This is a genomic window from Streptomyces sp. NPDC046303 (assembly GCF_055588085.1).
The window spans coordinates 1-23,122 of record NZ_JBVJFA010000060.1; the positions used below are offsets into that span (position 1 = coordinate 1).

At 72.8% G+C, this 23,122-nt stretch carries 25 protein-coding genes; 14 read left to right on the forward strand and 11 right to left on the reverse strand.

All coding sequences use genetic code 11. The annotated features are described in order from the left end of the window. Positions 1-371 precede the first annotated feature (371 nt). Positions 372-665, forward strand: a complete 294-nt coding sequence (locus tag ACZ6I1_RS33560; protein ID WP_469292816.1) for a hypothetical protein — start codon at positions 372-374, stop codon at positions 663-665. Here ACZ6I1_RS33560 and ACZ6I1_RS33565 read toward each other — a convergent pair. Continuing rightward, the gene (locus tag ACZ6I1_RS33565; protein ID WP_469292786.1) at positions 646-1,359 is read right to left on the reverse strand and encodes a FadR/GntR family transcriptional regulator; all 714 of its coding nucleotides are present in this window, start codon (positions 1,357-1,359) and stop codon (positions 646-648) included. The two genes, ACZ6I1_RS33560 and ACZ6I1_RS33565, sit on opposite strands and share 20 nt — an antisense overlap. Positions 1,360-1,416: 57 nt before the next feature. Here ACZ6I1_RS33565 and ACZ6I1_RS33570 point away from each other — a divergent pair, with 57 nt between their 5' ends. From ACZ6I1_RS33570 to ACZ6I1_RS33585, 4 genes are all read left to right on the forward strand, one after another. Next, positions 1,417-2,739 (forward strand): CynX/NimT family MFS transporter, encoded by a 1,323-nt coding sequence (locus tag ACZ6I1_RS33570; RefSeq protein WP_469292788.1) that lies wholly within the window; start codon positions 1,417-1,419, stop codon positions 2,737-2,739. A gap of 4 nt (positions 2,740-2,743) precedes the next feature. Beyond that, positions 2,744-2,863: an SGM_5486 family transporter-associated protein gene (locus tag ACZ6I1_RS33575; protein WP_469292790.1), complete on the forward strand. Its 120-nt coding sequence runs from the start codon at positions 2,744-2,746 to the stop codon at positions 2,861-2,863. Positions 2,864-3,007: 144 nt separating this feature from the next. Further along, positions 3,008-3,343, forward strand: coding sequence for a hypothetical protein (locus tag ACZ6I1_RS33580; RefSeq protein ID WP_469292791.1), 336 nt, complete (start codon positions 3,008-3,010; stop codon positions 3,341-3,343). 99 nt (positions 3,344-3,442) lie between these two features. Further along, positions 3,443-3,964, forward strand: a complete 522-nt coding sequence (locus ACZ6I1_RS33585; RefSeq protein WP_469292792.1) for a SixA phosphatase family protein — start codon at positions 3,443-3,445, stop codon at positions 3,962-3,964. Between the two features lie 102 nt (positions 3,965-4,066). Here ACZ6I1_RS33585 and serB read toward each other — a convergent pair whose 3' ends face one another. After that, a complete protein-coding gene (serB, locus tag ACZ6I1_RS33590; RefSeq protein ID WP_469292794.1) occupies positions 4,067-5,266 on the reverse strand; it encodes a phosphoserine phosphatase SerB in 1,200 nt (399 codons plus the stop codon). A 576-nt stretch (positions 5,267-5,842) separates the two neighbouring features. Beyond that, positions 5,843-7,459, reverse strand: a complete 1,617-nt coding sequence (locus ACZ6I1_RS33595; protein ID WP_469292796.1) for a streptophobe family protein — start codon at positions 7,457-7,459, stop codon at positions 5,843-5,845. Positions 7,460-7,680: 221 nt separating this feature from the next. Between ACZ6I1_RS33595 and ACZ6I1_RS33600 the strand changes: the two genes are divergently transcribed. Further along, entirely contained in the window at positions 7,681-10,209 is a 2,529-nt protein-coding gene (locus tag ACZ6I1_RS33600) for an ABC transporter ATP-binding protein/permease (RefSeq protein WP_469292797.1), read from the forward strand. A 117-nt stretch (positions 10,210-10,326) separates the two neighbouring features. On the opposite strand, the gene ACZ6I1_RS33605 is transcribed toward ACZ6I1_RS33600, so the two are convergent. From ACZ6I1_RS33605 to ACZ6I1_RS33615, 3 genes are all read right to left on the reverse strand, one after another. Beyond that, complete coding sequence (locus ACZ6I1_RS33605) at positions 10,327-10,983, reverse strand: transglycosylase SLT domain-containing protein (RefSeq protein ID WP_469292799.1); 657 nt, start codon at positions 10,981-10,983, stop codon at positions 10,327-10,329. Positions 10,984-11,292: 309 nt separating this feature from the next. After that, entirely contained in the window at positions 11,293-12,351 is a 1,059-nt protein-coding gene (locus tag ACZ6I1_RS33610; protein WP_469292800.1) for an S-adenosylmethionine:tRNA ribosyltransferase-isomerase, read from the reverse strand. A 95-nt stretch (positions 12,352-12,446) separates the two neighbouring features. After that, entirely contained in the window at positions 12,447-13,232 is a 786-nt protein-coding gene (locus ACZ6I1_RS33615; protein WP_469292802.1) for an SDR family NAD(P)-dependent oxidoreductase, read from the reverse strand. 157 nt (positions 13,233-13,389) lie between these two features. Here ACZ6I1_RS33615 and ACZ6I1_RS33620 point away from each other — a divergent pair, with 157 nt between their 5' ends. From ACZ6I1_RS33620 to ACZ6I1_RS33630, 3 genes are all read left to right on the forward strand, one after another. Then, positions 13,390-14,535 (forward strand): GAF domain-containing sensor histidine kinase, encoded by a 1,146-nt coding sequence (locus ACZ6I1_RS33620; RefSeq protein WP_469292803.1) that lies wholly within the window; start codon positions 13,390-13,392, stop codon positions 14,533-14,535. Further along, entirely contained in the window at positions 14,528-15,184 is a 657-nt protein-coding gene (locus tag ACZ6I1_RS33625; RefSeq protein ID WP_469292804.1) for a response regulator, read from the forward strand. Before ACZ6I1_RS33620 ends, ACZ6I1_RS33625 begins: the two co-directional genes overlap by 8 nt. A 149-nt stretch (positions 15,185-15,333) precedes the next feature. Continuing rightward, on the forward strand, positions 15,334-15,579 hold the full coding sequence (locus ACZ6I1_RS33630) for a chaplin (protein WP_469292818.1): 246 nt from the start codon (positions 15,334-15,336) through the stop codon (positions 15,577-15,579). 177 nt (positions 15,580-15,756) lie between these two features. Here ACZ6I1_RS33630 and ACZ6I1_RS33635 read toward each other — a convergent pair whose 3' ends face one another. Further along, positions 15,757-16,539, reverse strand: a complete 783-nt coding sequence (locus ACZ6I1_RS33635) for a hypothetical protein (protein ID WP_469292805.1) — start codon at positions 16,537-16,539, stop codon at positions 15,757-15,759. A 135-nt stretch (positions 16,540-16,674) separates the two neighbouring features. Between ACZ6I1_RS33635 and ACZ6I1_RS33640 the strand changes: the two genes are divergently transcribed. The 4 genes from ACZ6I1_RS33640 to ACZ6I1_RS33655 all read left to right on the forward strand — a co-directional run bounded on the left by ACZ6I1_RS33640 (position 16,675) and on the right by ACZ6I1_RS33655 (position 19,931). Beyond that, positions 16,675-17,472: an ABC transporter ATP-binding protein gene (locus ACZ6I1_RS33640; protein WP_469292807.1), complete on the forward strand. Its 798-nt coding sequence runs from the start codon at positions 16,675-16,677 to the stop codon at positions 17,470-17,472. Between the two features lie 92 nt (positions 17,473-17,564). Next, positions 17,565-17,990, forward strand: coding sequence for an NfeD family protein (locus ACZ6I1_RS33645; RefSeq protein ID WP_469292808.1), 426 nt, complete (start codon positions 17,565-17,567; stop codon positions 17,988-17,990). Between the two features lie 84 nt (positions 17,991-18,074). After that, on the forward strand, positions 18,075-19,055 hold the full coding sequence (locus tag ACZ6I1_RS33650; RefSeq protein ID WP_469292809.1) for an SPFH domain-containing protein: 981 nt from the start codon (positions 18,075-18,077) through the stop codon (positions 19,053-19,055). 105 nt (positions 19,056-19,160) lie between these two features. After that, a complete protein-coding gene (locus ACZ6I1_RS33655; RefSeq protein WP_469292820.1) occupies positions 19,161-19,931 on the forward strand; it encodes a sulfite exporter TauE/SafE family protein in 771 nt (256 codons plus the stop codon). Between the two features lie 36 nt (positions 19,932-19,967). Here the strand turns inward: ACZ6I1_RS33655 and ACZ6I1_RS33660 are convergent, their stop codons facing one another. The 3 genes from ACZ6I1_RS33660 to ACZ6I1_RS33670 form a co-directional block, all read right to left on the reverse strand. Beyond that, positions 19,968-20,495 carry an HNH endonuclease gene (locus ACZ6I1_RS33660; protein ID WP_446593785.1) on the reverse strand — a complete coding sequence of 176 codons (528 nt, stop codon included), beginning with the start codon at positions 20,493-20,495 and terminating at the stop codon, positions 19,968-19,970. A 149-nt stretch (positions 20,496-20,644) separates the two neighbouring features. Further along, positions 20,645-21,178 (reverse strand): YbhB/YbcL family Raf kinase inhibitor-like protein, encoded by a 534-nt coding sequence (locus ACZ6I1_RS33665; RefSeq protein WP_469292810.1) that lies wholly within the window; start codon positions 21,176-21,178, stop codon positions 20,645-20,647. A gap of 38 nt (positions 21,179-21,216) precedes the next feature. Continuing rightward, positions 21,217-21,999, reverse strand: a complete 783-nt coding sequence (locus tag ACZ6I1_RS33670) for a sporulation protein (protein ID WP_469292811.1) — start codon at positions 21,997-21,999, stop codon at positions 21,217-21,219. A 97-nt stretch (positions 22,000-22,096) separates the two neighbouring features. Between ACZ6I1_RS33670 and ACZ6I1_RS33675 the strand changes: the two genes are divergently transcribed. After that, the gene (locus tag ACZ6I1_RS33675) at positions 22,097-22,738 is read left to right on the forward strand and encodes a DNA-3-methyladenine glycosylase (RefSeq protein WP_469292812.1); all 642 of its coding nucleotides are present in this window, start codon (positions 22,097-22,099) and stop codon (positions 22,736-22,738) included. A 171-nt stretch (positions 22,739-22,909) separates the two neighbouring features. Here ACZ6I1_RS33675 and ACZ6I1_RS33680 read toward each other — a convergent pair. After that, positions 22,910-23,122: hypothetical protein (locus ACZ6I1_RS33680; protein WP_469292814.1), on the reverse strand; the 213-nt coding region annotated here is incomplete at its 5' end.

Sequence of the window (23,122 nt, forward strand, 5' to 3'; positions counted from 1 at the left end):
TCCCCCCCCCCCCCCCCCCCCCCCCCCCCCCCCCCCCCTCCCCCCCCCCCCCCCCCCCCCCCCCCCCCCCCCCCCCCCCCCCCCCCCCCGGACCCCCCCCCCGCCGCCGTTTCGGCGTGTTCGATCGGATGTCCACAGGCTGATCGGATCTTCCCGAGTCGAAAACCCGGACAGATGCCTGCAAACTGGCCGAGTCGGGATCTTCCCGGCTCCGGCGGGGAGGAGGTACGGGATTGCGCGCGAGACCGAGCGGAGCCGTATCGCTGCTGGTCACTTCGGTGGTCCTGACCGCACTCCTGGGCCCCGGCGCCGTCGCGCAGACCGCGCCCGACGAGCCCGCGTCCGGCCCCGAGCTCGTCGTCCCGGGCGCCGTGGACCTCTCCGAGCTCCCCGCCGAGCCGCCCGTACAGCCCCCGCGGACCCCTGCCCGGGACCTCTTCGGCGCCGACTGCGACACCGAGATCAGCGGCTCGCAGGTGACGGCGTACTGCCACAACGCCTACCCGGAGACCGACCTCGTGCGGCTGCACGTCGAGTGCGACCGCTGGTGGGACGTGGACGGCGACGGCGCGGCCGTCGCCGTCGGCCCGGCCGGACGCGTCGAGCTCGCCGGCCGCTGCTGGAAGGAGGTCCGCTCGGCCTGGGTCAGCCACCAGCGGCCGTGAACGGGTCTCGGCCGGTGCCGTCGCCGCCCTTGCCGAGGCAGGCGAAGGGATAGCCCGCCGCCTCCGAGGCGGCCGCGTCCCCGTCCCCCCGCCGGATCGCCTCGATCAGCCGGGCGTGGTCCAGGTGCGCCGAAGGGTGCAGCTCGGGGCCCACGTCCGTGCGCAGCCAGTCGGCGACCAGATCCCCGAGGTCCGCGTACAGCTCGATCAGCACCTCGTTGTGCGAGGCCGTGACCACCGCCATGTGCAGGCTCACGTCCGCCGCGACGAACACCTCCGCGTCCCCGCCCGCCCAGGCCTCCTCGCGCCGTGCGAGCAGCGCGTCCAGCTGGACGAGGTCCCGCTCGGTCCGCCGCTCCGCCGCCAGCCGGGCCGCCGAGGACTCCAGGGTCGAGCGCAGCTCCGCGATGTGCCGCGGATCGGCCCCGGCGAAGCGGCGGTGCATCACGCCGGCCAGCTCACTGGTCGCGAGGACGTAGGTGCCCGAGCCCTGCCGGATGTCGAGCAGGCCGTTGTGCGCCAGGGCCCGGACGGCCTCGCGCACGGTGTTGCGGGCGACGCCGAGCAGCTCCACCAGCTCCGGCTCGGTCGGGATGCGGGAGCCCACCGGCCACTCGCCGGAGGTGATCTGGTTCCGCAGCTGGGCGATCACCTGGTCCACCAGCGCGGAGCGCCGGGGTGAGGTCAGCGGCATGGGTTCCTCTCGAGGGAAACTGGACAACCAATCATCCCATGATTCTATGATGGTTGAATGTCCGACGAAGAAATCCAGACCATGAGCCGCCCGCCGGCCGCGCACACGGCGTCCGACCAGCCCCTTCCCGCCGCCGCCCACGCGGCCCCCACCTGGCTCGGTCCGGTCCTCATCGTCGGCATCGTGCTGGCCGCCCTCAACCTGCGGCCCGCCATCACCAGCCTCGGCGCGCTCTTCGAGGAGACCCGCACGGGCCTCGGCATGAGCGGCACCGTCGCCGGACTGATCACCTCCATCCCCGCCCTCTGCTTCGCCGTCTTCGGCGTCACCGCGCCGCGGCTCTCGCGCCGCTTCGGCCCGGCCGCCGTGATCTGCGCCGGCATGGCCGCCGTCGCCGCGGGCCTGCTGATCCGCCCCTTCGCGGACAGCGCCGCCGCCTTCCTCGCCGCCAGCGCCCTGTCCCTGGCCGGCATAGCCCTGACCAACGTCCTGCTCCCGGTGATCGTCAAGCGCTACTTCCCGGACCGGGTCGGCACCATGACCGGCCTGTACTCCATGGCGCTGGCCGCGGGCACCTCGCTCGCCGCGGCCGCGACCGTCCCCCTGACCGAGGCGCTCGGCGGCAGCTGGCGCACCGGCCTGCTGATGTGGGCCCTGCTTGCGCTGGCCGCCGTACTGCCCTGGCTGCCCATCGCCCGCGCCTCCCGGCGCGCCGCCCGGGCCGCACGGGAGGCGGCCGCCGCGGCCGCCGGCCCGGCCGGAGGGGCCGGCGAAGGGGCCGACACCGGCCCCCGGATCGTCCGCAGCCGCACCGCCTGGGCCCTGGCCTGCTACTTCGGCCTCCAGGCCACGGGCGCGTACATCACCATGGGCTGGCTCCCGCAGATCTTCCGCGACGCCGGAGTCTCCGCCTCCACCGCCGGCGTGCTGCTCGCCGTCACCATGGTCATGGGCGTCCCGCTCGCCTTCGTCATCCCGGGCCTGGCCGGCCGGATGAAGAACCAGGGCCTCATGGCCGCCGTCCTCGGCCTGTTCGGCCTCACCGGCTACCTCGGGCTCCACCTCGCCCCCGCCGCCGGCGCCTGGGCCTGGGCGCTCCTGCTCGGCGTCTCCAACTGCGCCTTCCCCCTCGTCATCACCCTGATCGGGCTGCGGGCCAAGTCCCCGGCCGGCGTCGTCAAGCTCTCCGCCTTCGCCCAGAGCACCGGCTACCTCATCTCCATCCCCGGCCCCCTCGTCATCGGCGCGCTGTACCAGCACAGCGGCGGCTGGGACCTGCCGCTGACCCTGATGGCAGCCCTGCTCGTCCCGCAGATCGCCCTGGGGATCCTGGCCGGCCGGGACCGCACGATCGAGGACGAATGCGGCATGCGAGACTGACGTCATGTCGCCCGTACTCGAACCGAACCCCCAGGACGGCCGCAAGAAGCTCGGCCTCGTACTCGGCGCGATGCTCGCCGTGAGCGTGATCATCGCCGTCATCGCGACCGTCGCCTCACCCTGACCGGCGGACGGTGGGGATAACCCCACCCACCCCTAGGGGGCCAGGGTCAGGGTGAACTGGGGTGTGACCCGGATGGGAACCGCTCCCTCGAATCCATAGATTCGAAGGAGCGAGCCCGTCCCGTCGGCACCCCCGGAGGCGGCCATGTCGGCCCCCACGCACATCCGCACCCTCCCGTCCGGCGCCCGAGCCGTGGCCGGCGCCCGAGCCGTGGCCGGCGCCCGAGCCGTGGCCGGCGCCCGAGCCGTGCCGGGCGCCCGGCACGGGGCGGATGCCCGGCACGGGGCGGATGCCCGGCACGGGGCCGATGCCCGGCACGGGGCCGACGCGCGCCTGACCTGGTGGGCGCTGGCCCTCCCCGCTCTCGCCTTCGGCCTGCTCCTGTTCCTCCTCGCCGGATCCGGCCAGGCCCACGCCGCCGCGGGCGAGGCCACCGGACTGCTCCACGTCACCCAGCAGCTGCTGCGCGCCGTCGGCTGAACGGGCGTACGCCGGGGTGCGCCGGGCCGTGCCCCACCACCGGCCGCGGGCCCTCAACACCCTGCGCCCCGTGGCCCGTTTCATGCGAAGCTGGGAGCCATGAGCGCCGACACACCCCGCAGGATCGCCCTCCTCCGGCACGCCAAGGCCGACTGGCCGCAGGTGTCCGACCACGACCGCCCGCTGGCGGAACGCGGCCGCGCGGAGGCGGCGGCCGTCGGTCTGAAGCTGGCCGAAACCGGCATCACCTTCGACCTGGCCCTCTGCTCCACCGCCACCCGCACCCGCGAGACCTGGAAGGTCGCCGTCCAGGAGCTGCCGCACCGGCCGAAGACCCACTACGAAGAACGGCTCTACGAGGCCTCGCCGGGCGAGCTCATCGCCCTGCTGAACGAGACCCCCGACGAGGTCCGCGACCTCCTGCTCATCGGCCACAACCCCGGGATGCAGGCCCTCGCCGAAGTCCTGTCCGGCCGCGCGCAGGACGACACCCTCGCGCGGATGACCCGTACCGGCTTCCCGACCGGGGCGCTCGCCGTCGTCTCCTTCACCGGCCCGTGGAAGACCGTGGAACCCGGCGTGGGCACCCTGCTCGACTTCTGGTCCCCCAAGGAGCACTGACCGGGCAGCGCGTACGCGCGTACGTGAGGGCCCCGGCAGCCGATGCGGCCGCCGGGGCCCTCCCCACGTCGTCGTACGGACCGGAGCGCCGGAGCGCCGGCCTCAGGCCAGGTCGGCGGCCTCGATCTCCTCGCGGGTGATCCCGAGCAGGTACAGCACCGCGTCCAGGAACGGTACGTTCACCGCCGTGTGCGCGGCCTCGCGGACCACCGGCTTGGCGTTGAAGGCCACGCCCAGCCCGGCCGCGTTCAGCATGTCCAGGTCGTTCGCGCCGTCGCCGATGGCCACCGTCTGGGACAGCGGCACCTCGGCCTCCATGGCGAAGCGGCGCAGCAGCCGGGCCTTGCCCGCCCGGTCCACGATCTCGCCGGTCACCCGGCCGGTCAGCTTTCCGTCGACGATCTCCAGGGTGTTGGCGGAGGCGAAGTCCAGCCCCAGTCGCTCCCGCAGGTCGTCCGTCACCTGGGTGAACCCGCCGGAGACGACGCCCACCTGGTAGCCGAGCCGCTTGAGCGTGCGGATCAGCGTCCGGGCGCCCGGGGTCAGCTGGACCTCGGCGCGGACCTTGTCCACGACGGACGCGTCCAGCCCCTCCAGCAGCGCCACCCGGGCGTGCAGCGACTGCTCGAAGTCGAGCTCGCCGCGCATGGCCCGCTCGGTGACCTCGGCCACCTCGGCCTCGCAGCCGGCGTGCGCCGCGAACAGCTCGATGACCTCGTCCTGGATCAGGGTCGAGTCCACGTCCATGACGACCAGGCGCTGGGCCCGGCGGTGCAGCCCGGCCGAGACGACGGCCACGTCCACGCCGATGTGCGCGGCGGCCGTGGCCAGTGCGGTGCGCAGCGGCTCGGTCTCGCAGCCGGAGACGGCGAACTCGACGGCCGTGACCGGGTACTTGGCGAGCCGGAAGATACGGTCGATATTGCCGCCGGTCGCGGTGATCTTGGCCGCTATGGCCGCCGTGGACTCGGCGGTGAGGGGGTGCCCGAGCACCGTGACGTGGGACCGGCCGCTGCCGCGCGGACGGTTGTCACCGGTGCCGGAGAGGATCTCGGCCTGGAGTTTGAGCGATTCGGCCCAGCTGTGGACGGTGGCCCGCAGCTCACCTTCGGTGCCGGCGGTCGGCTTGGTGACGAGGGCGCACAGGACGATGCGGCCGCGGGTGACGACCTGCTCGATGTCGACGACGTCGACCGAGTAGGCGGCGAGGGTGTCGAACAGCCCGGCGGTGATCCCGGGACGGTCCTTGCCGAAGATCTTGACGAGGAGGGTGGGGACGTCGGAGGTCTGCGATGCGCTCATGGTGCTCTCACCGTATCTTCCCGTCCCGCAGCACAGGACCCCCGTCCCACCTCTTGAACGCCCCGCGGGCCCGCCGCGGCCCTGGCGGGGCCGCCCTCGCGACGGACCCGCCACCCGCCCGGCCGGCGCCGAGTCCCGCCCCCTCTGTTCGAAGCCCTGCCCCCGCAGGGCTCGAGCCGGGCGGCCTCGCACCGCTGAGCCGGACTCCGCCGGTCGAGTGCCGGGGCTGCGCCGTGCCCGCTCGACGCCGCGCCCCGCACGGCTCGGCTCCGGTGCCGCTTTCCGCGCACGGTGCGGCCCTTGCGGCTTGGGGCCGCTGCGACGCTGGGCTGCGCCGGTCGAGTGCCGGGGCTGCGCTGTATTGCCCGCCCGCCCGCCCGGCTCGGCGCCGTGCTTCCGGGCCGCGTGCCGTCGGCCGGCCTCCGCCCGCCGCTCGGTGGGCGGCCCCGCCTGGGGGCTCCTCCCAGCGGTAGCCGGGGCAGTGTGAGGCGCGGGTCCGGGCGGAGCCCGGGGAACGGTGGAAGGGCGGGGCGGGGAGGGCTCCGCGCAGCGGCCCGGCCCGGCGCCGGGCCGGGGTCAGCGCGGCCCGGGCGGCTTCGGCGGCTTCGGCGGCGGCGGTGTCCCCGGCGGGGGAGGCGGGGTGAACGGTGGACGCCGGGGCGGCCCCGGCGGGCGGGGCGGCGTCGGGGGGATGCCCGTGACCGTCACGTCCCAGGAGCCGTCCGGATCCGGGGCCGGACGGACCCGGCCGGGCGGCGGCCCCTGCCCGTACGAGGCCGTCGGCGCATCGGGCTCGGGCCACCGCGGCCCCGGCTCCGGCCCAGCCCCCGGGCCCCTGCTCGGCTCGGGCCACGCCGGGCGTTCCGGCCCCGCCCCCGGCCCCGCCCCCGGCCCCGGCGCGGGCACGGGCACGGCCACGGGCCGACGGCCCAGGAGGGCGCCGACCGCGCCGGCCCCCGCACCCCACACCGCGCCCAGCGTCAGCGCCGCCCCCGCGGCCCCCCGCAGCTCCACCCCGGCGTCCACCGCGTCCACCCCCACCACCGCGAGCGACGCATCCGCCGACAGCGCCGTCAGCCACACCAGCGCCGCCAGCGCCACCCCCGTCACGGCCGACAGCCGCGCCGCGCACCCGGCGATCCCGCGCCCCGGAGTCCGTACGGCGGCCAGCACGCCCGCGTAGAGCAGCAGCAGCCCGGCCCCCGCCACCACCAGCCACACCCGCCCGTCGTACTCCGCGAGCCGGGCCACCGTCACCCACACCGGCTCCCGCGCGGAGCCCGCGAGCAGCTCGTCCAGCGGATCCGGCAGCAGCCGGTCCGGCGCGCCGGTGGCCCGGCCGGCCAGCGGGACGAACAGCCCCAGCAGCACCCCCGCCCACGCGCCGTTCGGCGCGCCCAGCAGGGCCGCGCCCAGCACCCGCCCGGGATGTTCGTCGCCCAGCGCCGCCCATACCGCCGCGGCCAGTCCGGCCGCCACGGCCACCAGCAGCATCGCCACCACGGCCGAGGCGGCGGGCCGCCACCGCGCGAGCCCCGCGGGCCCGCGCCGCGAGACGAGCAGCGCCAGCGCGAGTACCACCGCGGCCCACACCCCCGCGGCCCACAGGGTCGGCTCCGCCTCCACCGAGAACCCCACCCGGGCCCGCGTCTCGATCAGGTCCCCGATGCGGTCGGGGAGCAGCCCGCCGATGTCCCCGATCCCCGGCACCTCGACCGTGGCCGGAGCCCTCGGCAGCACGGCCCCGTCGAGGGTGACCACGTCGTGCCCGGCCCACGCCGGCACCCCCACCGCGGCGACGAACAGCGCCACGGTCGCCGCCGCCCGCGCCAGGAGTTCACCGCCGCCGGCGCCCGCCCGCAGCGAGCGCAGGAACAGGTGCGCCAGCACCAGGGCTCCGGCCAGCGCCACCCCCAACGGCATGACGTCCAGCGAGGCTTCGCCCGCCCCGCCCGCCCCGCCCGCCGCGCCCCCGCTGCCGTTCAAGAAGACCGACACCTCACCCGAGGGGTGCACGGTGCCGCCCACGGCCAGGACCACCACGGCCGCGGCCATCGCCCCCAGCGAGCCCCCCGCCGCGTCGGCGCCCAACAGGTGCAGACCGAGCGCGGCGACCGCGGCCATCGCCAGCAGCGACCAGCCCGCGGCGGCGGTGGCGGACAGCAGGACGTCTCCCCAACGGATGCGGCGCATGAGCGGCTCCCCGAGGTGTGCCGAGCGGGACCGCCGGGCGAGAAGTCCCGTATCTCACTCTCCGGGTGACTTTCACCCCCGTCAACGGGCAGGCGTAGACGCCTCGGCGAGGCCCCGATTCCACATGTGGCCGCAGGCCTGAAATAGTTCCCCCGGATGTTCGCCATCCCTAGACTCCCTGACGTCATGGGGGATTCTCGGGGGACTTAAGTGGGGCTGGAGTGCCGGAACTCGTACTGGAATTGAATGGAAGGACCTGGACGCTCGATCCGTCCAGGTCGTACTCGCTGGGGCGCGACCCCCAGGGAGACATCGTGATCGATGACGCCCGGGTGTCGTGGCGACACGCCACCATCAGCTGGAACGGCCGTGGTTGGGGCATCGAGGACCACGGCAGCACCAACGGCACCTACGTGCACGGTGCGCGGGTGCAGCAGGCCGAACTCGTGCCGGGCACGCCGGTCCACCTGGGCAACGCCACCGACGGCCCGCGGCTGAATCCCGTCGCCGCCGCGGCGCCCCAGCCGGCCGTCGCCCAGCAGGCCCCGGCCCAGGCCCAGGCCGCGGCCTACGCCCAGCCGCAGGCGCCGGCGTACCAGGCCCCGCAGGCGCAGCCCCAGCAGCACTGGGAGCAGCAGCCTCAGCAGCATCAGCAGCCGCACCTGCCGCACCAGCAGGGCGGCGGCCCCGCCGCGGCCCGCCCGGCGCAGGCGGCCGCGCCCCACCACGGGGGCGACCGCAGCCCGACGACGTTCCACCAGCTGTCGCTGGGGCACGTCATGCGGATCGGCCGTGCGCTGGAGAACGAACTGGTGGTCTCCGACCTCCAGGTCTCCCGCCACCACGCCGAGTTCCGCTCCATGCCCGGCGGCCGCTTCGAGATCCACGACCTCGGCAGCCACAACGGCACCTACGTCAACGGTCAGCCGCTGCCCAAGTCGGGCACGGCGCTGCTCGGCCCGAACGACATCGTCGGCGTCGGCCACTCGACGTTCCGGATCGTCGGTGACCGCCTCGAGGAGTTCGTCGACACCGGTGACGTCTCCTTCTCGGCCCGCCACCTGACGGTCACCGTCGACGGCGGCAAGCAGATCCTCAAGGACGTCACCTTCGGCGTCCCGGAGAAGTCGCTGATCGGCGTCATCGGCCCCTCCGGCTCCGGAAAGTCGACGCTGCTCAAGGCGCTGACCGGCTACCGGCCCGCCGACCAGGGTGACGTCCTCTACGACAACCGCAACCTGTACAAGCAGTTCGCGGAGCTCCGCCAGCGCATCGGCCTGGTCCCGCAGGACGACATCCTGCACAAGGAGCTGAAGGTCAGCACCGCGCTGAAGTACGCGGCCAAGCTGCGCTTCCCCGGCGACACCGCCGAGTCCGAGCGCGAGGCCCGCATCAACGAGGTGCTGCGCGAGCTCAAGCTCGACATCCACAAGGACAAGAAGATCACCTCGCTCTCGGGTGGTCAGCGCAAGCGCGTGTCGGTGGCCCTGGAGCTGCTCACCAAGCCGTCGCTGATCTTCCTGGACGAGCCGACCTCCGGCCTCGACCCGGGCATGGACCGCGACGTCATGCAGCTGCTGCGCGGGCTCGCCGACGACGGCCGCACGGTCCTCGTCGTCACCCACTCGGTCGCCGAGCTGTCGCTCTGCGACAAGCTGCTGGTCATGGCCCCGGGCGGTTCGGTCGCGTACTTCGGCCCGCCGGACGAGGCGCTGAACTTCTTCGGCTACAGCACGTGGGCGGACGTCTTCTCGTCCTTCGAGAACTACCGCGACTACGACTGGGCGGGCCGCTGGAAGGGCTCCCAGCACTACCAGCTGTACGCCGCCGACCTCGACGCCGTCGCACCGCAGTCGGTCGCCATGCCGCCCGTCCAGCAGATGCACCCGACGAAGCCGCAGGGCTGGGGCTCGCAGCTGTGGACGCTGATCCGCCGCTACGTGTCGGTCATCGCGTCGGACGTGGGCTTCCTGGCCCTGATGGTGCTCCTGCCCGCGGTCCTGGGCGTGGTCTCCACGGTGATCCCCGCGAAGTTCGGCCTCGCCCCGCCGGTCGCGCCGTCCCGCTTCAACGGCGACGCCGGCACGATCATGCTGATCCTCGCGGTCGGCATGTGCTTCTCCGGTGCCGCGAACTCGGTCCGAGAGCTGATCAAGGAACGCGTGATCTACGAGCGGGAACGCGCGACCGGCCTCTACCGGTCCGCGTACCTCATGTCGAAGGTGATCGTCCTCGGCGTGATCACGGCCATCCAGGGCGTGATCATCTGCGCGATCGGCTTCTTCCCGCGCGACCTGCCCACCGAGGGCCTGATCATGCCGCCGGCCGTCGAGATCTGCCTGTCGGTGATCGCGCTCGGCTTCACCTCGATGATGTTCGGCCTGGTGATCTCCTCGCTGGTGAAGACCGCCGAGAAGACCATGCCGCTGCTGGTCATGTTCGCGATCGTCCAGGTCGTCTTCACCGGCATCCTCTTCCAGGTGTACGACTCCCCGGGCCTGGAGCAGTTCGCCTGGCTGATGCCGTCCCGCTGGGCCATCGCCGCCGCCGGCACCACGCTGAACCTCGGCAAGCTCATGCCGCCGTGGGACGCCGAGAACCCGACCAACACCGACCCGCTCTGGGACGCCACGGTCGGCCAGTGGAGCCTGAACATCACCATCCTGCTGCTCATCGGCATCGCCTGCGGCTTCGCGGTGCAGCGTCTGCTGCGCCGCCACGAGCCCGAGGTCATGCGCGCCGGCAAGTAGTCCGCGCGTCCGCGCGTCCGCGCGTCGCGTCCGTACGCGCAGAAACGCCTGAGGGCGGCACCCGGTACTCCGGGGGCCGCCCTCAGGCGCATGGGGGGTCTTGATGCCGTCGGCGTCCTAGTAGGCGCTGTTGACGTTGTCCATGGAGCCGTAGCGGTCGGCCGCGTAGTTGCAGGCGGCGACGATGTTGGCGACCGGGTCGTACTGGTCGAACTTGGTGCCCTTGACGTGGTACGCCTTGAAGGTCGGGTAGATGACCTGGAGCAGACCCTTGCTGGGGATGCCGTTCTGGGCGTTGATGTCCCAGTTGTTGATCGCCATCGGGTTGCCGCTGGACTCGCGCATGATGTTGCGGTGGATGCCGGCGTAGGAGCCCGGAATGCCTTCCTTCTTCATGATGAAGAGGGCTTCCTTGATCCAGCCGTCCAGGTTGTTCGCGAAGACGGGGGTGCGGGCGGCGGACCGGCTCGCGGCCTCCTTCTGCTCGCGCTCCTTCTTCGCGGCGGCCTCGGCCTTGGCCTTGGCCGCGTCCTTCGCCGCCTTGTCGGCGACGACCTGCTGCACGGAGAGGTGCTGCTGCACGGCCTGCGTCTGGGCGCCGTCGACGACCCGGGTCCAGGCGACGGGGGCGGCGGAGACCGTCTCGGCCTCGGCGGTGTCGGCCGGAACCAGAGAGAAGGCGAGCGCGGCGGCACTGAACGTGGCGACGCCGGCAATGGACAGCTTGTGTGCCTTCGTCAGACGACTGTGACCGGGAGTGCTGGAAGCAGACATGGCGGGGCAACCTCTTCGAATCGCGGGAGCCGCAGGAAAGCGCCGCCTGGATCCGGAGATCCGCGGCGCTGTGCGGCGAGAGCAATTCTTAGCGGCGGCAAAAACCTGTGGCAAAGGTGTGACGTACGATCCCGCTTAGTGGATCAGGGGCGGGCGCCGAGCCCCGATTTCCGGGCCCGGCGCTAGGTGCGCCCGTGCTGACAGGGTCTTTACCCGTCCACTAGGGAGCTTCGTAAGTGATGTGGGTCCTATGCGCGGGCTCACATCGAGCACGTAACAGTCTCACCATGAGTTGCACCAGCAATGCATTCAGTGACCGGCCTCATTCCTGAGTAGCAGATGGACGTCACCGAACTCGTGCCAAAGGCAGCGCCGGGTCACCGCCTCCGCATACCCCAGCCGTACGGCGGCACGCCCGGCGACCGCCTCCAGCATCAGCAGATGGGACGCCTCGGGCTCGTGCAGCCCGGTCAGGAGCCCGTCCACCACCCGCACCCCGCGCTCCGGGGTCACGACCAGATCCGTCCAGCCGCGAGCCGGACGCACCCGCCCCGGCCCGTCCGCCGCCGACTCCAGGGCCCGCACCGCCGTCGTCCCCACCGCGATCACCCGCCCGCCCGCCGCGCCGGCCCGACGCGCGGCGCGTACCGCGTTCACCACCGAGGCCGTGGCCGCGGGCACCTCGTACCGCTCCGGGTACGGCGGCTCGTGCGCCTCCTGCGAGGACACCCCCGCATGCAGGGCCAGCGGGGCGATCCGCACCCCCTTGCCGACCAGCCGCGCCACCAGCTCCGCCGTGAAGGGCCGGCCGGCGCTCGGCATCTCCGCCGACCCCGCCCCGTCGCCCGGCGGCACCGCGAACACCGTCTGGTAGGCCGACAGCGGCTGGTCCCGTTCGGTGTACGCGTACCGGATCGGCCGTCCGTGCGCCCGCAGCAGCGCGGGCACGCCCTCCCGCCGCCCCTCCAGGAGGGGCCGCGCCCACCACAGCCGGTCCGCCCCCGCGGACAGCGGCTCCTCCAGTACGAGGGCGTGCCCGCCCGGCAGTCGTACGCGGGCCCCCGCGGGCCCTCCGGCGCGCGGCCGGGTCGTCCCCCCGCCGGCCGGGTCCCGCAGCTCCACCGCCCAGCGCCCGTCGTCCCCCCGGGTCGAGAAGTGCACCACCACGGCCTCGCGGCCCAGCCGGCCGTCCACGGCCGCCGCCAGCGTGGCCGACGTGTTCACGACCAGGACGTCCCCGGCCCGCAGCAGCTCCGGCAGCTCCCGGAAGGCGTGCAGGGACACCTCCTCGCTCCCCCGGGAGACCAGCAGCCGCACGGAGTCCCGGCCCAGCCCCGGCCCGCGCTGCTCGGCCGGCACCCGCGCCACGAGGTCAGGTGGAATGTCCCTTATATGTGGACCCTTCTCCGGTAGGTACGGAGCCTTCTCCGGTGGCGCCGACGGCCCGCCCCCCGCATGCCCCCTCACCGCGGCCCGCCCGGCCCCGCGACCGGCGCGCCCCCCTCGCCGCCGTCCCCGCCCCGCTCGCCGTCCGCCCCGCCCGCCGCCGGGCGGCCGGCCGCGAGGCCCTCCGCCGTGTACCGCCCGCTCGGCAGCCGCTCCGCCACCAGCCGCAGCAGCACCGGCGCCACCTCCTCCGGAGCGGGCAGCCCCGCCAGGTCCTCCCCGGGCTCGGCCGCCGCCATCATCCGCGTCCGCATCGAACCGGGGTCCGCCCACCAGACCCGCAGCCCCGGCTCCTCCACCGCCAGCACGCCCGACATCAGATCCCCCGCCGCCTTGGTCGCCCCGTACGCCCCCCACGTCGCGTACGCCACCACCGCCGCGTCCGAGCTGATGTTCAGCACCGCCCCGGCCGCCGAGGCCCGCAGCAGCGGCAGCCCCTCCTGGAGCAGCCCCAGCGGCCCCACCACGTTCACCTCGAAGGCCTCGCGCAGCCCGTCCAGCGAATGGACCGCCAGCGGCACCAACGGCTCCGCCCCCAGCACCCCCGCGTTGTTCACCAGCAGATCCAGCCCGCCCAGCTCCCGCGCGGCCGCCACCAGCGCCTCCCGGTGCACGCCCGAGGACACGTCCCCCGCCACCGCCCTGACCCGTACCCCGGCCGCCTCCTCCAGCCCGGCAGCGGCCTCCTCCAGCGCCCCCGCGCCCCGCGCGCTCAGCACCAGGTCCCAGCCGCGCGCCGCCAGTTCCCCGGCCAGCGCCCGCCCCAGTCCCCGTGAAGCCCCCGTCACCACCGCGACCGACATGACCGCACCCCTCGCCTCGTTCCGATCACCAGATGCCCCCAACCTAGGAACCGGGCCCCCGCCGCCGCGTCGGCCGCGAGCCCCACCCGTGCCGGTTCCTTGGACCTACGCCCACGGCCCGATCCCGCAGGTCACACCCCGCGAGTACGGTGAGCGCATGCAGACCGGACCCCCCAGCGGCCTGGCGGCCGTCAGCACCGCGCTGCTCGCCATGAGCCGCCGCCTCGAGGTCCGCGACGTCCTGCGCACGATCGTCGTGTCGGCCCGCGAGCTCCTGGACGCCGAGTACGCGGCCCTGGGCGTCCCGGACGACCACGGCGGCTTCGCCCAGTTCGTCGTGGACGGCATCAGCGCCGAACAGTGGCGCCGCATCGGCCCGCTGCCCCGCCAGCACGGCATCCTCGCCGCGATGCTCCACCAGGACGGCCCCGAACGGCTGGCCGACGTACGACAGGACCCGCGCTTCGAGGGCTGGCCGGCCGCCCACCCCGAAATGTCCGACTTCCTCGGCCTGCCCGTCCGGGACGGCGAGGAGACCCTCGGCTGCCTCTTCCTCGCCAACAAGCGCGGCGCCCCCGGCGCCCGCCACGGCTTCACCGAACAGGACGAGGAACTCCTCTCCCTCCTCGCCCAGCACGCGGCGATCGCACTCACCAACGCCCGGCTCTACGAGCGCAGCCGCGAGCTCACCATCGCCGAGGAACGCTCCCGGCTCGCCCACGAGCTGCACGACGCCGTCAGCCAGAAGCTCTTCTCGCTCCGCCTCACCGCCCAAGCCGCCGCCGCCCTCGTCGACCGCGACCCGGCCCGCGCCAAGAACGAGCTCCAGCAGGTGGCCGCCCTCGCCGCGGAAGCCGCCGACGAACTGCGCGCCGCCGTCACCGAGCTGCGCCCGGCCGCGCTGGACGAGGACGGCCTGATCGCCACCCTGCGCACCCAGGTCCAGGTCCTCGACCGCGCCCATACCGCGCACGTCACCTTCACCTGCGACGGCGTACGGGCACTGCCCGCGACCCAGGAGGAAGCGCTCCTGCGAGTGGCCCAGGAAGCCCTCCACAACGCCCTGCGCCACTCGGACGCCGACCGCGTCGAGGTCACCCTGGCCCGGAGCGCCGCCGGGGGAGCGGTCCTCAAGGTCGTCGACTCCGGCAAGGGCTTCGACCCCGACACCGTCCGCAGCGCGGGCCGCCACCTCGGCCTGGTCTCCATGCGGGACCGGGCGAGCGGCGTCGGCGGCCGGCTCACCGTGCACTCGGAGCCCGGCAAGGGCACCACGATCGAGATGGAGGTCCCCGGTGGCTGACGGCGCAGGGCGAAGCGGCATCCGCGTACTGCTGGTCGACGACCACCAGGTGGTCCGCCGGGGGCTGCGCACCTTCCTGGAGGTCCAGGAGGACATAGAGGTGGTCGGCGAGGCCTCCGACGGAGAAGAGGGCATCGCCCGCGCCGAGGAGCTGCGGCCCGACGTGATCCTCATGGACATCAAGATGCCGGGCACCGACGGCATCGAGGCGCTGCGCAGGCTGCGCGAGCTGGCGAACCCGGCGCGGGTGCTGATCGTCACCAGCTTCACGGAGCAGCGCACCGTCGTCCCCGCCCTGCGGGCGGGTGCGGCGGGATACGTCTACAAGGACATCGACCCCGAGGCCCTGGCCGGAGCCATCCGCTCCGTCCATGCCGGGCACGTGCTCCTCCAGCCCGAGGTGGCGGAGGTGCTGCTCGCCCAGGAGGGCCAGGGCGCCGCCGCCGGCCGGCCGGGCGCGCTGACCGACCGCGAGCGCGAGGTCCTGGGGCTCATCGCGGACGGCCGCTCCAACCGGGAGATCGCCCGCGCGCTCGTCCTGTCCGAGAAAACGGTCAAGACGCACGTCTCGAACATCCTGATGAAACTGGACCTCGCGGACCGGACCCAGGCCGCGTTGTGGGCGGTCCGGCACGGACTCGCCGAGTGACCGGCGTTTTATCGGATCGTCTCGTTCCGGACTGAGATTCATACGGTCGGGTGTATGTAGCCCACATGGCGTATCCCGACCGCCGGATGACCGTTCTCCATGGCGTGCCGCGACGGCTGGTCGCGGCAGACGTACTGGAGGACGAGAACGTGAAGAACATCAAGAAGGCCGCAGCCGTCACCATGATCGCGGGTGGCCTCGTCGCCGCCGGCGCGGGTGTCTCCGCGGCGCACGGCGGTGCGTCGGCGGAGGGCGAGGCCTCGCACTCGCCCGGCGTGGCCTCCGGGAACCTGCTCCAGGTCCCGGTCCACGTCCCGGTGAACGCGGTCGGCAACACCGCCACCGTGATCGGCCTGCTCAACGGCGTCTGGGGCAACACGGGCGTCAACGCCTGACGCCCCCGCGCCCGCCGGCCCCGCTTCCCCCCTCTCCCCGGGCAGCGGGGCCGCGTTTTCAGCCCCGCCCGGGGCCGGGGCCCCGGCGCAGCCCGGCCCGCCTCGCCTCGCCTGCCGACCCCGCGGCGGACCGCCGAGCCCCAGAGCCCGGCCCGCAGCCCGGTCCCCAAGCCCGAGCTAGCGGCTCCGTTCCTCGACCGCCGCGTTGTACGCCGCGACGAGCGCCCGCCGGGCCACCCGTTCCACCGGACGCAGCGCCTCGGCCCGCGCCGCCATCTCCGAGGCGGCCACCGCACCCCCGTGGCCCTTCTCGTACGCCAGCGACACCATCAGGTCCACCCGCTGCGCCAGCGCCAGCACCCGTACCGCCCGCGGCGGGTACCCCGGCGCCAGCATCTCCTGGCCGGATCCCTCCGCCCGCGCCCGGTACGCCGACAACGCGGCGTCCGCGACCGGCCCCGACCCCGCCACGTCCAGCCGGGTCAGCACCACGGTCGCCTCGCGCAGCGCCTCCGCCAGCTCCCGCTCCGCCTCGCCCAGCGACGGCACGTCCGCCGGGGGCGCCTCCCGCACCGGCAGGCAGTGCCAGGTCACCGACACGTGCACGTCACCCGCCGGCCCGGCCTCGGCCACCTCCGGCACCAGGCCCAGCGCGGCACCCGCGCACACCACCGCCTCCTCCGCATCCAGCGCCCGGGCATTGAACTCCGCCGGACCGCTCAGACCCAGCGGATGCCCCGGCACCGGCAGGGCCACCCGCAGACCGGTCACCCCCAGCGCCCTCAGCCGTCCCAGCGCCAGCGTGAGCCCGACCGGAGCCGATTCCCCCGGCAGCCCCGCCACCCGGTGCACGGCGTCGTCGGCCACGATCGACAACGCGGCCTCATCGGGCGAAACCAGACCGGCCAGCAGAGCGTTCCCCCAGGCGGCCAGCCGCCCTGAACGTGGTTCGAAAAGCATCCCCCAACTCTACGGACCCGGCCCCCGGCCCGGCCCCGGCCCCGGACCCCTTCCCGAGTGGCGTAGGTTTTCCCCTGGGGCTGCGCCTACAGGCGGCACAGACGAACCGACACTGCAAGGGGAGACAACGCGCTCATGAGCGATGTTCTGGAACTGGTGGACGTATCCGTGGTCCGCGAGGGCCGGGCTCTGGTGGACCAGGTCTCCTGGTCGGTGAAGGAGGGGGAGCGCTGGGTGATCCTCGGCCCCAACGGCGCCGGCAAGACCACGCTGCTGAACCTCGCCTCCAGCTACCTCTTCCCCACCAAGGGCGCCGCCTCCATCCTCGGCAGCACCCTCGGCAAGGTGGACGTTTTCGAGCTGCGCCCGCGCATCGGCGTCGCCGGCATCGCCATGGCCGACAAGCTGCCCAAGCGGCAGACCGTCCTGCAGACCGTCCTCACCGCCGCCTACGGCATGACGGCCACCTGGCAGGAGGAGTACGAGGACGTCGACGAGCAGCGCGCCCGCGCCTTCCTCGACCGCCTCGGCATGACGGACTACCTCGACCGGAAGTTCGGCACCCTCTCCGAGGGCGAGCGCAAGCGCACGCTGATCGCCCGCGCCCTGATGACCGACCCCGAGCTGCTGCTCCTCGACGAGCCCGCCGCCGGCCTCGACCTCGGCGGCCGCGAGGACCTCGTACGACGCCTCGGCCGGCTCGCCCGCGACCCGCTCGCGCCCTCCATGGTCATGGTCACGCACCACGTCGAGGAGATCGCCCCCGGCTTCACCCACGTCCTGATGATCCGCCAGGGCAAGGTCGTCACCGCGGGCCCGATCGACCTCGAACTCACCTCCCGCAACCTCTCGATCTGCTTCGGCCTCCCCCTGGTCGTCGAGCGCAACGGCAACGACCGCTGGACCGCCCAGGGCCTCCCGCTGGGCGGCTAGTCCCGCTGGTCCCGCCCATCTAGGCCCCCGTACACCGGAGTCGAGCCGACGCACCCTGTCCCGACCGTGCCCACCCGACCTACCATGACCATGTGGACATCGACGCATGGGTGTGGTGGCTCATCGGCGCGGTCGGACTGGGCATCCCCCTCGTCCTGACCGCCATGCCGGAGTTCGGCATGTTCGCCGCCGGCGCGGTCGCGGCCGCCGTCACGGCGGCCCTGGGCGGGGGAGCGGTGGCGCAAGTCCTGGTCTTCACCCTCGTGTCGGTCGCGCTCATCGCCGTCGTGCGGCCCATCGCCAACCGGCACCGCGACCGACCCCAACACCGCAGCGGCATCGACGCGTTGAAGGGCCGCAGCGCCGTCGTCCTCGAACGCGTCGACGCCGGCGGCGGCCGCATCAAGCTCGCCGGCGAGATCTGGTCCGCACGCACCCTCGACGCGGACAGCAGCTTCGAACCCGGCCAGTCCGTCGACGTCGTGGAGATCGACGGGGCGACCGCCGTCGTCATGTGACAAGCAGCCTGCTCGCGGGCCCCGGGTCTGCGAGACTCCCTTCAACGGGGCAGCACAGACAGCCGGAAGGGCACGGGGAACCGCATGCAACCGATCATCATCGTCCTGATCATTCTGGTGGTTCTGGTCTTCATCGCACTGGTCAAGACGATCCAGGTGATCCCGCAGGCCAGCGCCGCCATCGTCGAGCGGTTCGGCCGCTACACCCGCACCCTCAACGCGGGCCTCAACATCGTCGTCCCGTTCATCGACTCGATCCGCAACCGGATCGACCTCCGCGAACAGGTCGTCCCCTTCCCGCCGCAGCCGGTGATCACCCAGGACAACCTGGTCGTCAACATCGACACCGTCATCTACTACCAGGTGACCGACGCCCGCGCGGCGACGTACGAAGTGGCCAGCTACATCCAGGCCATCGAGCAGCTCACCGTGACCACCCTGCGCAACATCATCGGCGGCATGGACCTGGAGCGGACCCTCACCTCCCGCGAGGAGATCAACGCCGCCCTCCGCGGAGTCCTCGACGAGGCCACCGGCAAGTGGGGCATCCGCGTCAACCGCGTGGAGCTCAAGGCCATCGAGCCGCCGACCTCCATCCAGGACTCGATGGAGAAGCAGATGCGCGCCGACCGCGACAAGCGCGCCGCCATCCTCCAGGCCGAAGGCGTCCGGCAGTCGGAGATCCTGCGCGCGGAGGGCGAGAAGCAGTCGTCCATCCTCCGCGCCGAGGGCGAGGCCAAGGCCGCCGCCCTGCGCGCCGAAGGCGAGGCCCAGGCCATCCGCACGGTCTTCGAGTCCATCCACGCGGGCGACGCCGACCAGAAGCTCCTCGCCTACCAGTACCTCCAGATGCTCCCGAAGATCGCCGAAGGCGACGCCAACAAGCTCTGGATCGTGCCCAGCGAGATCGGAGACGCACTCAAGGGCCTCTCGGGAGCCATGGGCAACTTCGGCCCCATGGGCGGCGGTTCCGGCTTCAACCCGCAGGGCTCCGGCAAGGACGGCGCCGGTACCGCCGCCGACAAGGGTGGCGCCGGCCGCCGCGAACAGCCCCCCATCGACTGAACGGCCCGTCCCCTCCTGCATGATCGGTGAGACCCCTCGACCTTCATGGCGGGGAGGCGACTCACTCATGCAAAGGGGATGGCCCCGTCCATGTCCATGTTCTCGATGTCCCTCTGGGAATCACTCGCGGTCTTCGCCGCCGGCATCGGCGCCGGCACCATCAACACCATCGTCGGCTCCGGCACCCTGATCACCTTCCCGGTGCTGCTCGCCACCGGCCTGCCACCGGTCACCGCCAACGTGTCCAACACCCTCGGCCTGGTGCCCGGTTCCCTCAGCGGAGCCATCGGCTACCGCAAGGAGCTCCAGGGCCAGCGCGCCCGCATCCTGCGGCTCGGCTCCGTGTCGCTCGTCGGCGGACTCGCGGGCGCCGTCCTGCTCCTCACCCTGCCGTCCGACTCCTTCGACACGATCGTGCCCGTCCTCATCGGACTGGCCCTCGTGCTCGTCGTCCTCCAGCCCCGGCTCGCCGCAGCCCTGCGCCGCCGCCAGGACGCCGCGGGCGCAGACCCCGGCCACCCCGACGGCGGCCCCGCCCTGCTCTCCGGCATGCTGGTCTCCAGCGCCTACGGAGGCTACTTCGGGGCCGCCCAAGGCGTGCTCTACGTCGGCCTGATGGGCCTGCTGCTCCGCGAGGACCTGCAACGGATCAACGCCGTGAAGAACGTCATCGCGGCCCTGGTGAACGGCATCGCGGCCGTTCTCTTCCTCTTCGTCGCCACCTTCGACTGGACGGCCGTCCTGCTCATCGCCGTCGGCTCCACCATCGGCGGCCAGATCGGCGCCAAGGTCGGCCGCCGCCTCTCGCCGACCGTGCTCCGCGGCGTCATCGTCACGGTCGGCATCCTCGCCATCGTCCAGCTGCTGGTCCGCTGAACGACGTACCGGAGTTACGTCGCCCAGCGGGCCCGCTCACGCGGCAGACGGGGCATACGAGGAAGCGGACCGCTCCAGCCACTCCGGCAGGGCCTCCCGCCCCGCCACCCCCAGGGCCAGCAGCATGGCGTCCGCCGGCGACGGCACGAACGGCTTCCGGAGGAGCGGCATCCCCGCCTCCTCCGGAGTCCGCGCCGCCTTGCGGTGGTTGTCCTCGGCGCACGAGGCCACCGTGTTCAGCCAGGTGTCCCCACCCCCCTGCGCCCGCGGCAGCACGTGGTCCACGGTCGTCGCGCGCTTCCCGCAGTACGCGCACCGGTGCTGGTCCCGGACCAGCACCCCCCTCCGCGACCAGGGGGCATGTCTTCGGAAGGGCACCCGGACGTACCTGCAGAGTCTGATCACACGGGGCATCGGAAGATCCATGGTGGCGGCGCGCACGCGCAGCTCGGGATGGGACTGTTCGACCACGGCCTTGTCCTGGAGCACCAGAACGACAGCCCGGTTCAGCGTCACCGTCGACAGCGGCTCGAAGCTCGCATTCAGCACCAGCGTGTCCCGCATCTCGCCCACCTCCCGTGTGCAGGCCCGCAACCACCCATGTGGCAGGGCCCGCAACCACTCTGGCCGCGGGCGCCACGCGGGACAACGCAATAAAAATGCCCGGTCCGGGTCGTCTTTAGACCAGGACCGGGCAAACGCTCGGGGAACGATCAGCCGGCCGGCGCCTCGTACTCGCCGATCAGCTGCGCGCGCCCGAGCGTGTGGAAGCGCAGATTGAACCCGACGACGGCCGGAGAAGCGTCCGCGTCGGGACCCAGCTTCTCCTGGTCCACCGCGTACACGGTGAACACGTACCGGTGCCGCTCGCCGGCCGGCGGTGCGGCCCCGCCGAAGTCCTTGGTCCCGTAGTCGTTCCGGACGTGCACGGCCCCGGCCGGCAGCCCGTCGAACTTCCCGCTGCCCGCACCCGCCGGCAGCTCGGTGACCGAGGCCGGCAGATCGAAGAGCACCCAGTGCCAGAACCCGCTGCCCGTGGGCGCGTCCGGGTCGAAGCACGTCACGGCGAAGCTCTTCGTCCCCTCCGGGAACCCCTCCCACCGCAGTTGCGGGGAGACGTTCCCGCCCTCGAGCACCTGGGCGTCACCCAGATCGGCACCCGGCGCGATATCCGCACTGGTCACCGTGAAGGCGTGCACCTCGGGGTGGAAGTCGTGCGGAAGGGGCGCCCTGCTCTGCTCGGCCACTGCTGTACCTCCTGATCGATACGCGTACGGGGCCGAGCCTAGAACCAGTTGCGCTGCGAACCGACCGATGCGATCCACTGGTTGAGGTACGCGGCCCAGTCCGTCTCCTGGTACGACTGCAGCCCCACCTGGAAGCAGCGGTAGGTGTCACTGCCCTCGCTGAACAGCCCCGGCTTCTTGTCCATCTCCAGGACGACGTCCATCTCGCGGCCGTCCGAGACGAAGGTGAGCTCGACCTGGTTCAGCCCCCGGTACTGCGACGGCGGCAGGAACTCGATCTCCTGGTAGAAGGGCAGCGACTGCCGCGTCCCGCGGATGTGCCCGCGCTCCATGTCCGCACTGCGGAAGGAGAAGCCCAGCTGCCGGAACGCGTCGAGGATCGCCTGCTGCGCCGGCAGCGGGTGCACGTTGATCGGGTCGAGGTCGCCCGCGTCGACCGCCCGCGCGATCTCCAGCTCGGTGCTCACCCCGATGTTCATCCCGTGCAGGTGCTGACCCCCGAAGTGGGTGATCGGCGTCTCCCAGGGGATCTCCAGCCCGAAGGGCACCACGTGCACCGCGCCGGCCTGCACCTGGAACGCACCGCCGAGACGCTGCTTGGTGAAGACGACGTCCTGCTTGTACTCCTGGTCGCCCCCCTCGACCTCGACGCGCGCCTGCAGCCCGACGGACAGCCCCTCGATCTGCTGCTCCACGGATCCGCCCTGGATCCGGACCTCGCCCTGGACGATCCCGCCCGGCACGACGTTCGGCTCCGTGATGACCGTGTCCACCGAGGCACCACCGGCACCCAGGCTCGCGAACAGCTTCTTGAACCCCATGCTCTGACTCCCCTTGAAGGCTTGTGCGACTACCGCTTACCAACGCGGAACCTTAGGCCCCGGTTGCAGCGGTACGCGTTCCACTACGCTCGACCGGATGAGCGCGCGACCCGACCGTACGCCCCTTCCCCGGTCCTTCTTCGACCGCCCGGTCCTCACCGTGGCCCCGGACCTCCTCGGCCGCACCCTGGTCCGCCGCAGTCCGGACGGCCCCATCGAACTGCGCATCACGGAGGTCGAGGCGTACGAGGGCGAGGCCGACCCGGGCTCCCACGCGTACCGCGGCCGCACGGCCCGCAACGCATCGATGTTCGGTCCGCCCGGACACGCGTACGTCTACTTCATCTACGGCATGTGGTTCAGCCTCAACCTGGTGTGCGGCCCGCCCGGACACGCGAGCGGTGTCCTGCTGCGCGCGGGTGAGGTCATGGTGGGCGCCGACCTGGCTGCCAAACGCCGACTTTCCGCCAGATACCCGAGAGAACTCGCCAAGGGCCCGGCCCGGCTGGCAACGGCCCTGGACGTGGACCGCTCCCTCGACGGCACCGACCTCTGCGGCGGCCCCGATTCCCCCCTGTCCCTGCTCGCCGGCACCCCCACCACGCCCGACCTGGTGAGCAGCGGCCCGCGTACGGGAGTGAGCGGCGCCGGCGCGGTCCATCCGTACCGCTTCTGGATCACCCACGACCCGACGGTCAGCCCCTACCGAGCCCATGCGCCACGCCGCCGCTCAACTTGACTCGTCTCTGCCGGACGCCTAACGTAGTCCGAGCCGCTTGAACGGGGCACTGCCATCGGCAGACCTCCGGAGCGGCCAATCCACTACCTACAACGCACCCCTGGCGGGGTTCCCCTCGGCATGTCCGAATTCCTCGCCGGCCACTCGATTATGAATGGCAAGGGAAAAGCGCTAACGTAGCGGAGCGCCGAAAGGCACAGACCCTCCAACGGTCACCGAATTCAAATCCAAACCGATTGCGACTTTCGAGAAGCGCGGCAAGGAAATGATCTGGTAAGGTTGGAAACACGAACGAAAGCCCGGAGGAAAGCCCGAGAGGGTGAGTACAAAGGAAGCGTCCGTTCCTTGAGAACTCAACAGCGTGCCAAAAATCAACGCCAGAAG

What these genes read in the sequence shown, in the direction of transcription:
- ACZ6I1_RS33565 (WP_469292786.1), bottom strand. Translation starts at nt 1,359, where the DNA reads ATGCCGCTGACCTCACCCCGGCGCTCCGCGCTGGTGGACCAGGTGATC.
- ACZ6I1_RS33570 (WP_469292788.1), top strand. Translation starts at nt 1,417, where the DNA reads ATGTCCGACGAAGAAATCCAGACCATGAGCCGCCCGCCGGCCGCGCAC.
- ACZ6I1_RS33575 (WP_469292790.1), top strand. Translation starts at nt 2,744, where the DNA reads ATGTCGCCCGTACTCGAACCGAACCCCCAGGACGGCCGCAAGAAGCTC.
- ACZ6I1_RS33580 (WP_469292791.1), top strand. Translation starts at nt 3,008, where the DNA reads ATGTCGGCCCCCACGCACATCCGCACCCTCCCGTCCGGCGCCCGAGCC.
- ACZ6I1_RS33585 (WP_469292792.1), top strand. Translation starts at nt 3,443, where the DNA reads ATGAGCGCCGACACACCCCGCAGGATCGCCCTCCTCCGGCACGCCAAG.
- serB (WP_469292794.1), bottom strand. Translation starts at nt 5,266, where the DNA reads ATGAGCGCATCGCAGACCTCCGACGTCCCCACCCTCCTCGTCAAGATC.
- ACZ6I1_RS33595 (WP_469292796.1), bottom strand. Translation starts at nt 7,459, where the DNA reads ATGCGCCGCATCCGTTGGGGAGACGTCCTGCTGTCCGCCACCGCCGCC.
- ACZ6I1_RS33605 (WP_469292799.1), bottom strand. Translation starts at nt 10,983, where the DNA reads ATGTCTGCTTCCAGCACTCCCGGTCACAGTCGTCTGACGAAGGCACAC.
- ACZ6I1_RS33615 (WP_469292802.1), bottom strand. Translation starts at nt 13,232, where the DNA reads ATGTCGGTCGCGGTGGTGACGGGGGCTTCACGGGGACTGGGGCGGGCG.
- ACZ6I1_RS33620 (WP_469292803.1), top strand. Translation starts at nt 13,390, where the DNA reads ATGCAGACCGGACCCCCCAGCGGCCTGGCGGCCGTCAGCACCGCGCTG.
- ACZ6I1_RS33635 (WP_469292805.1), bottom strand. Translation starts at nt 16,539, where the DNA reads ATGCTTTTCGAACCACGTTCAGGGCGGCTGGCCGCCTGGGGGAACGCT.
- ACZ6I1_RS33640 (WP_469292807.1), top strand. Translation starts at nt 16,675, where the DNA reads ATGAGCGATGTTCTGGAACTGGTGGACGTATCCGTGGTCCGCGAGGGC.
- ACZ6I1_RS33650 (WP_469292809.1), top strand. Translation starts at nt 18,075, where the DNA reads ATGCAACCGATCATCATCGTCCTGATCATTCTGGTGGTTCTGGTCTTC.
- ACZ6I1_RS33655 (WP_469292820.1), top strand. Translation starts at nt 19,161, where the DNA reads ATGTCCCTCTGGGAATCACTCGCGGTCTTCGCCGCCGGCATCGGCGCC.
- ACZ6I1_RS33660 (WP_446593785.1), bottom strand. Translation starts at nt 20,495, where the DNA reads ATGCGGGACACGCTGGTGCTGAATGCGAGCTTCGAGCCGCTGTCGACG.
- ACZ6I1_RS33670 (WP_469292811.1), bottom strand. Translation starts at nt 21,999, where the DNA reads ATGGGGTTCAAGAAGCTGTTCGCGAGCCTGGGTGCCGGTGGTGCCTCG.
- ACZ6I1_RS33675 (WP_469292812.1), top strand. Translation starts at nt 22,097, where the DNA reads ATGAGCGCGCGACCCGACCGTACGCCCCTTCCCCGGTCCTTCTTCGAC.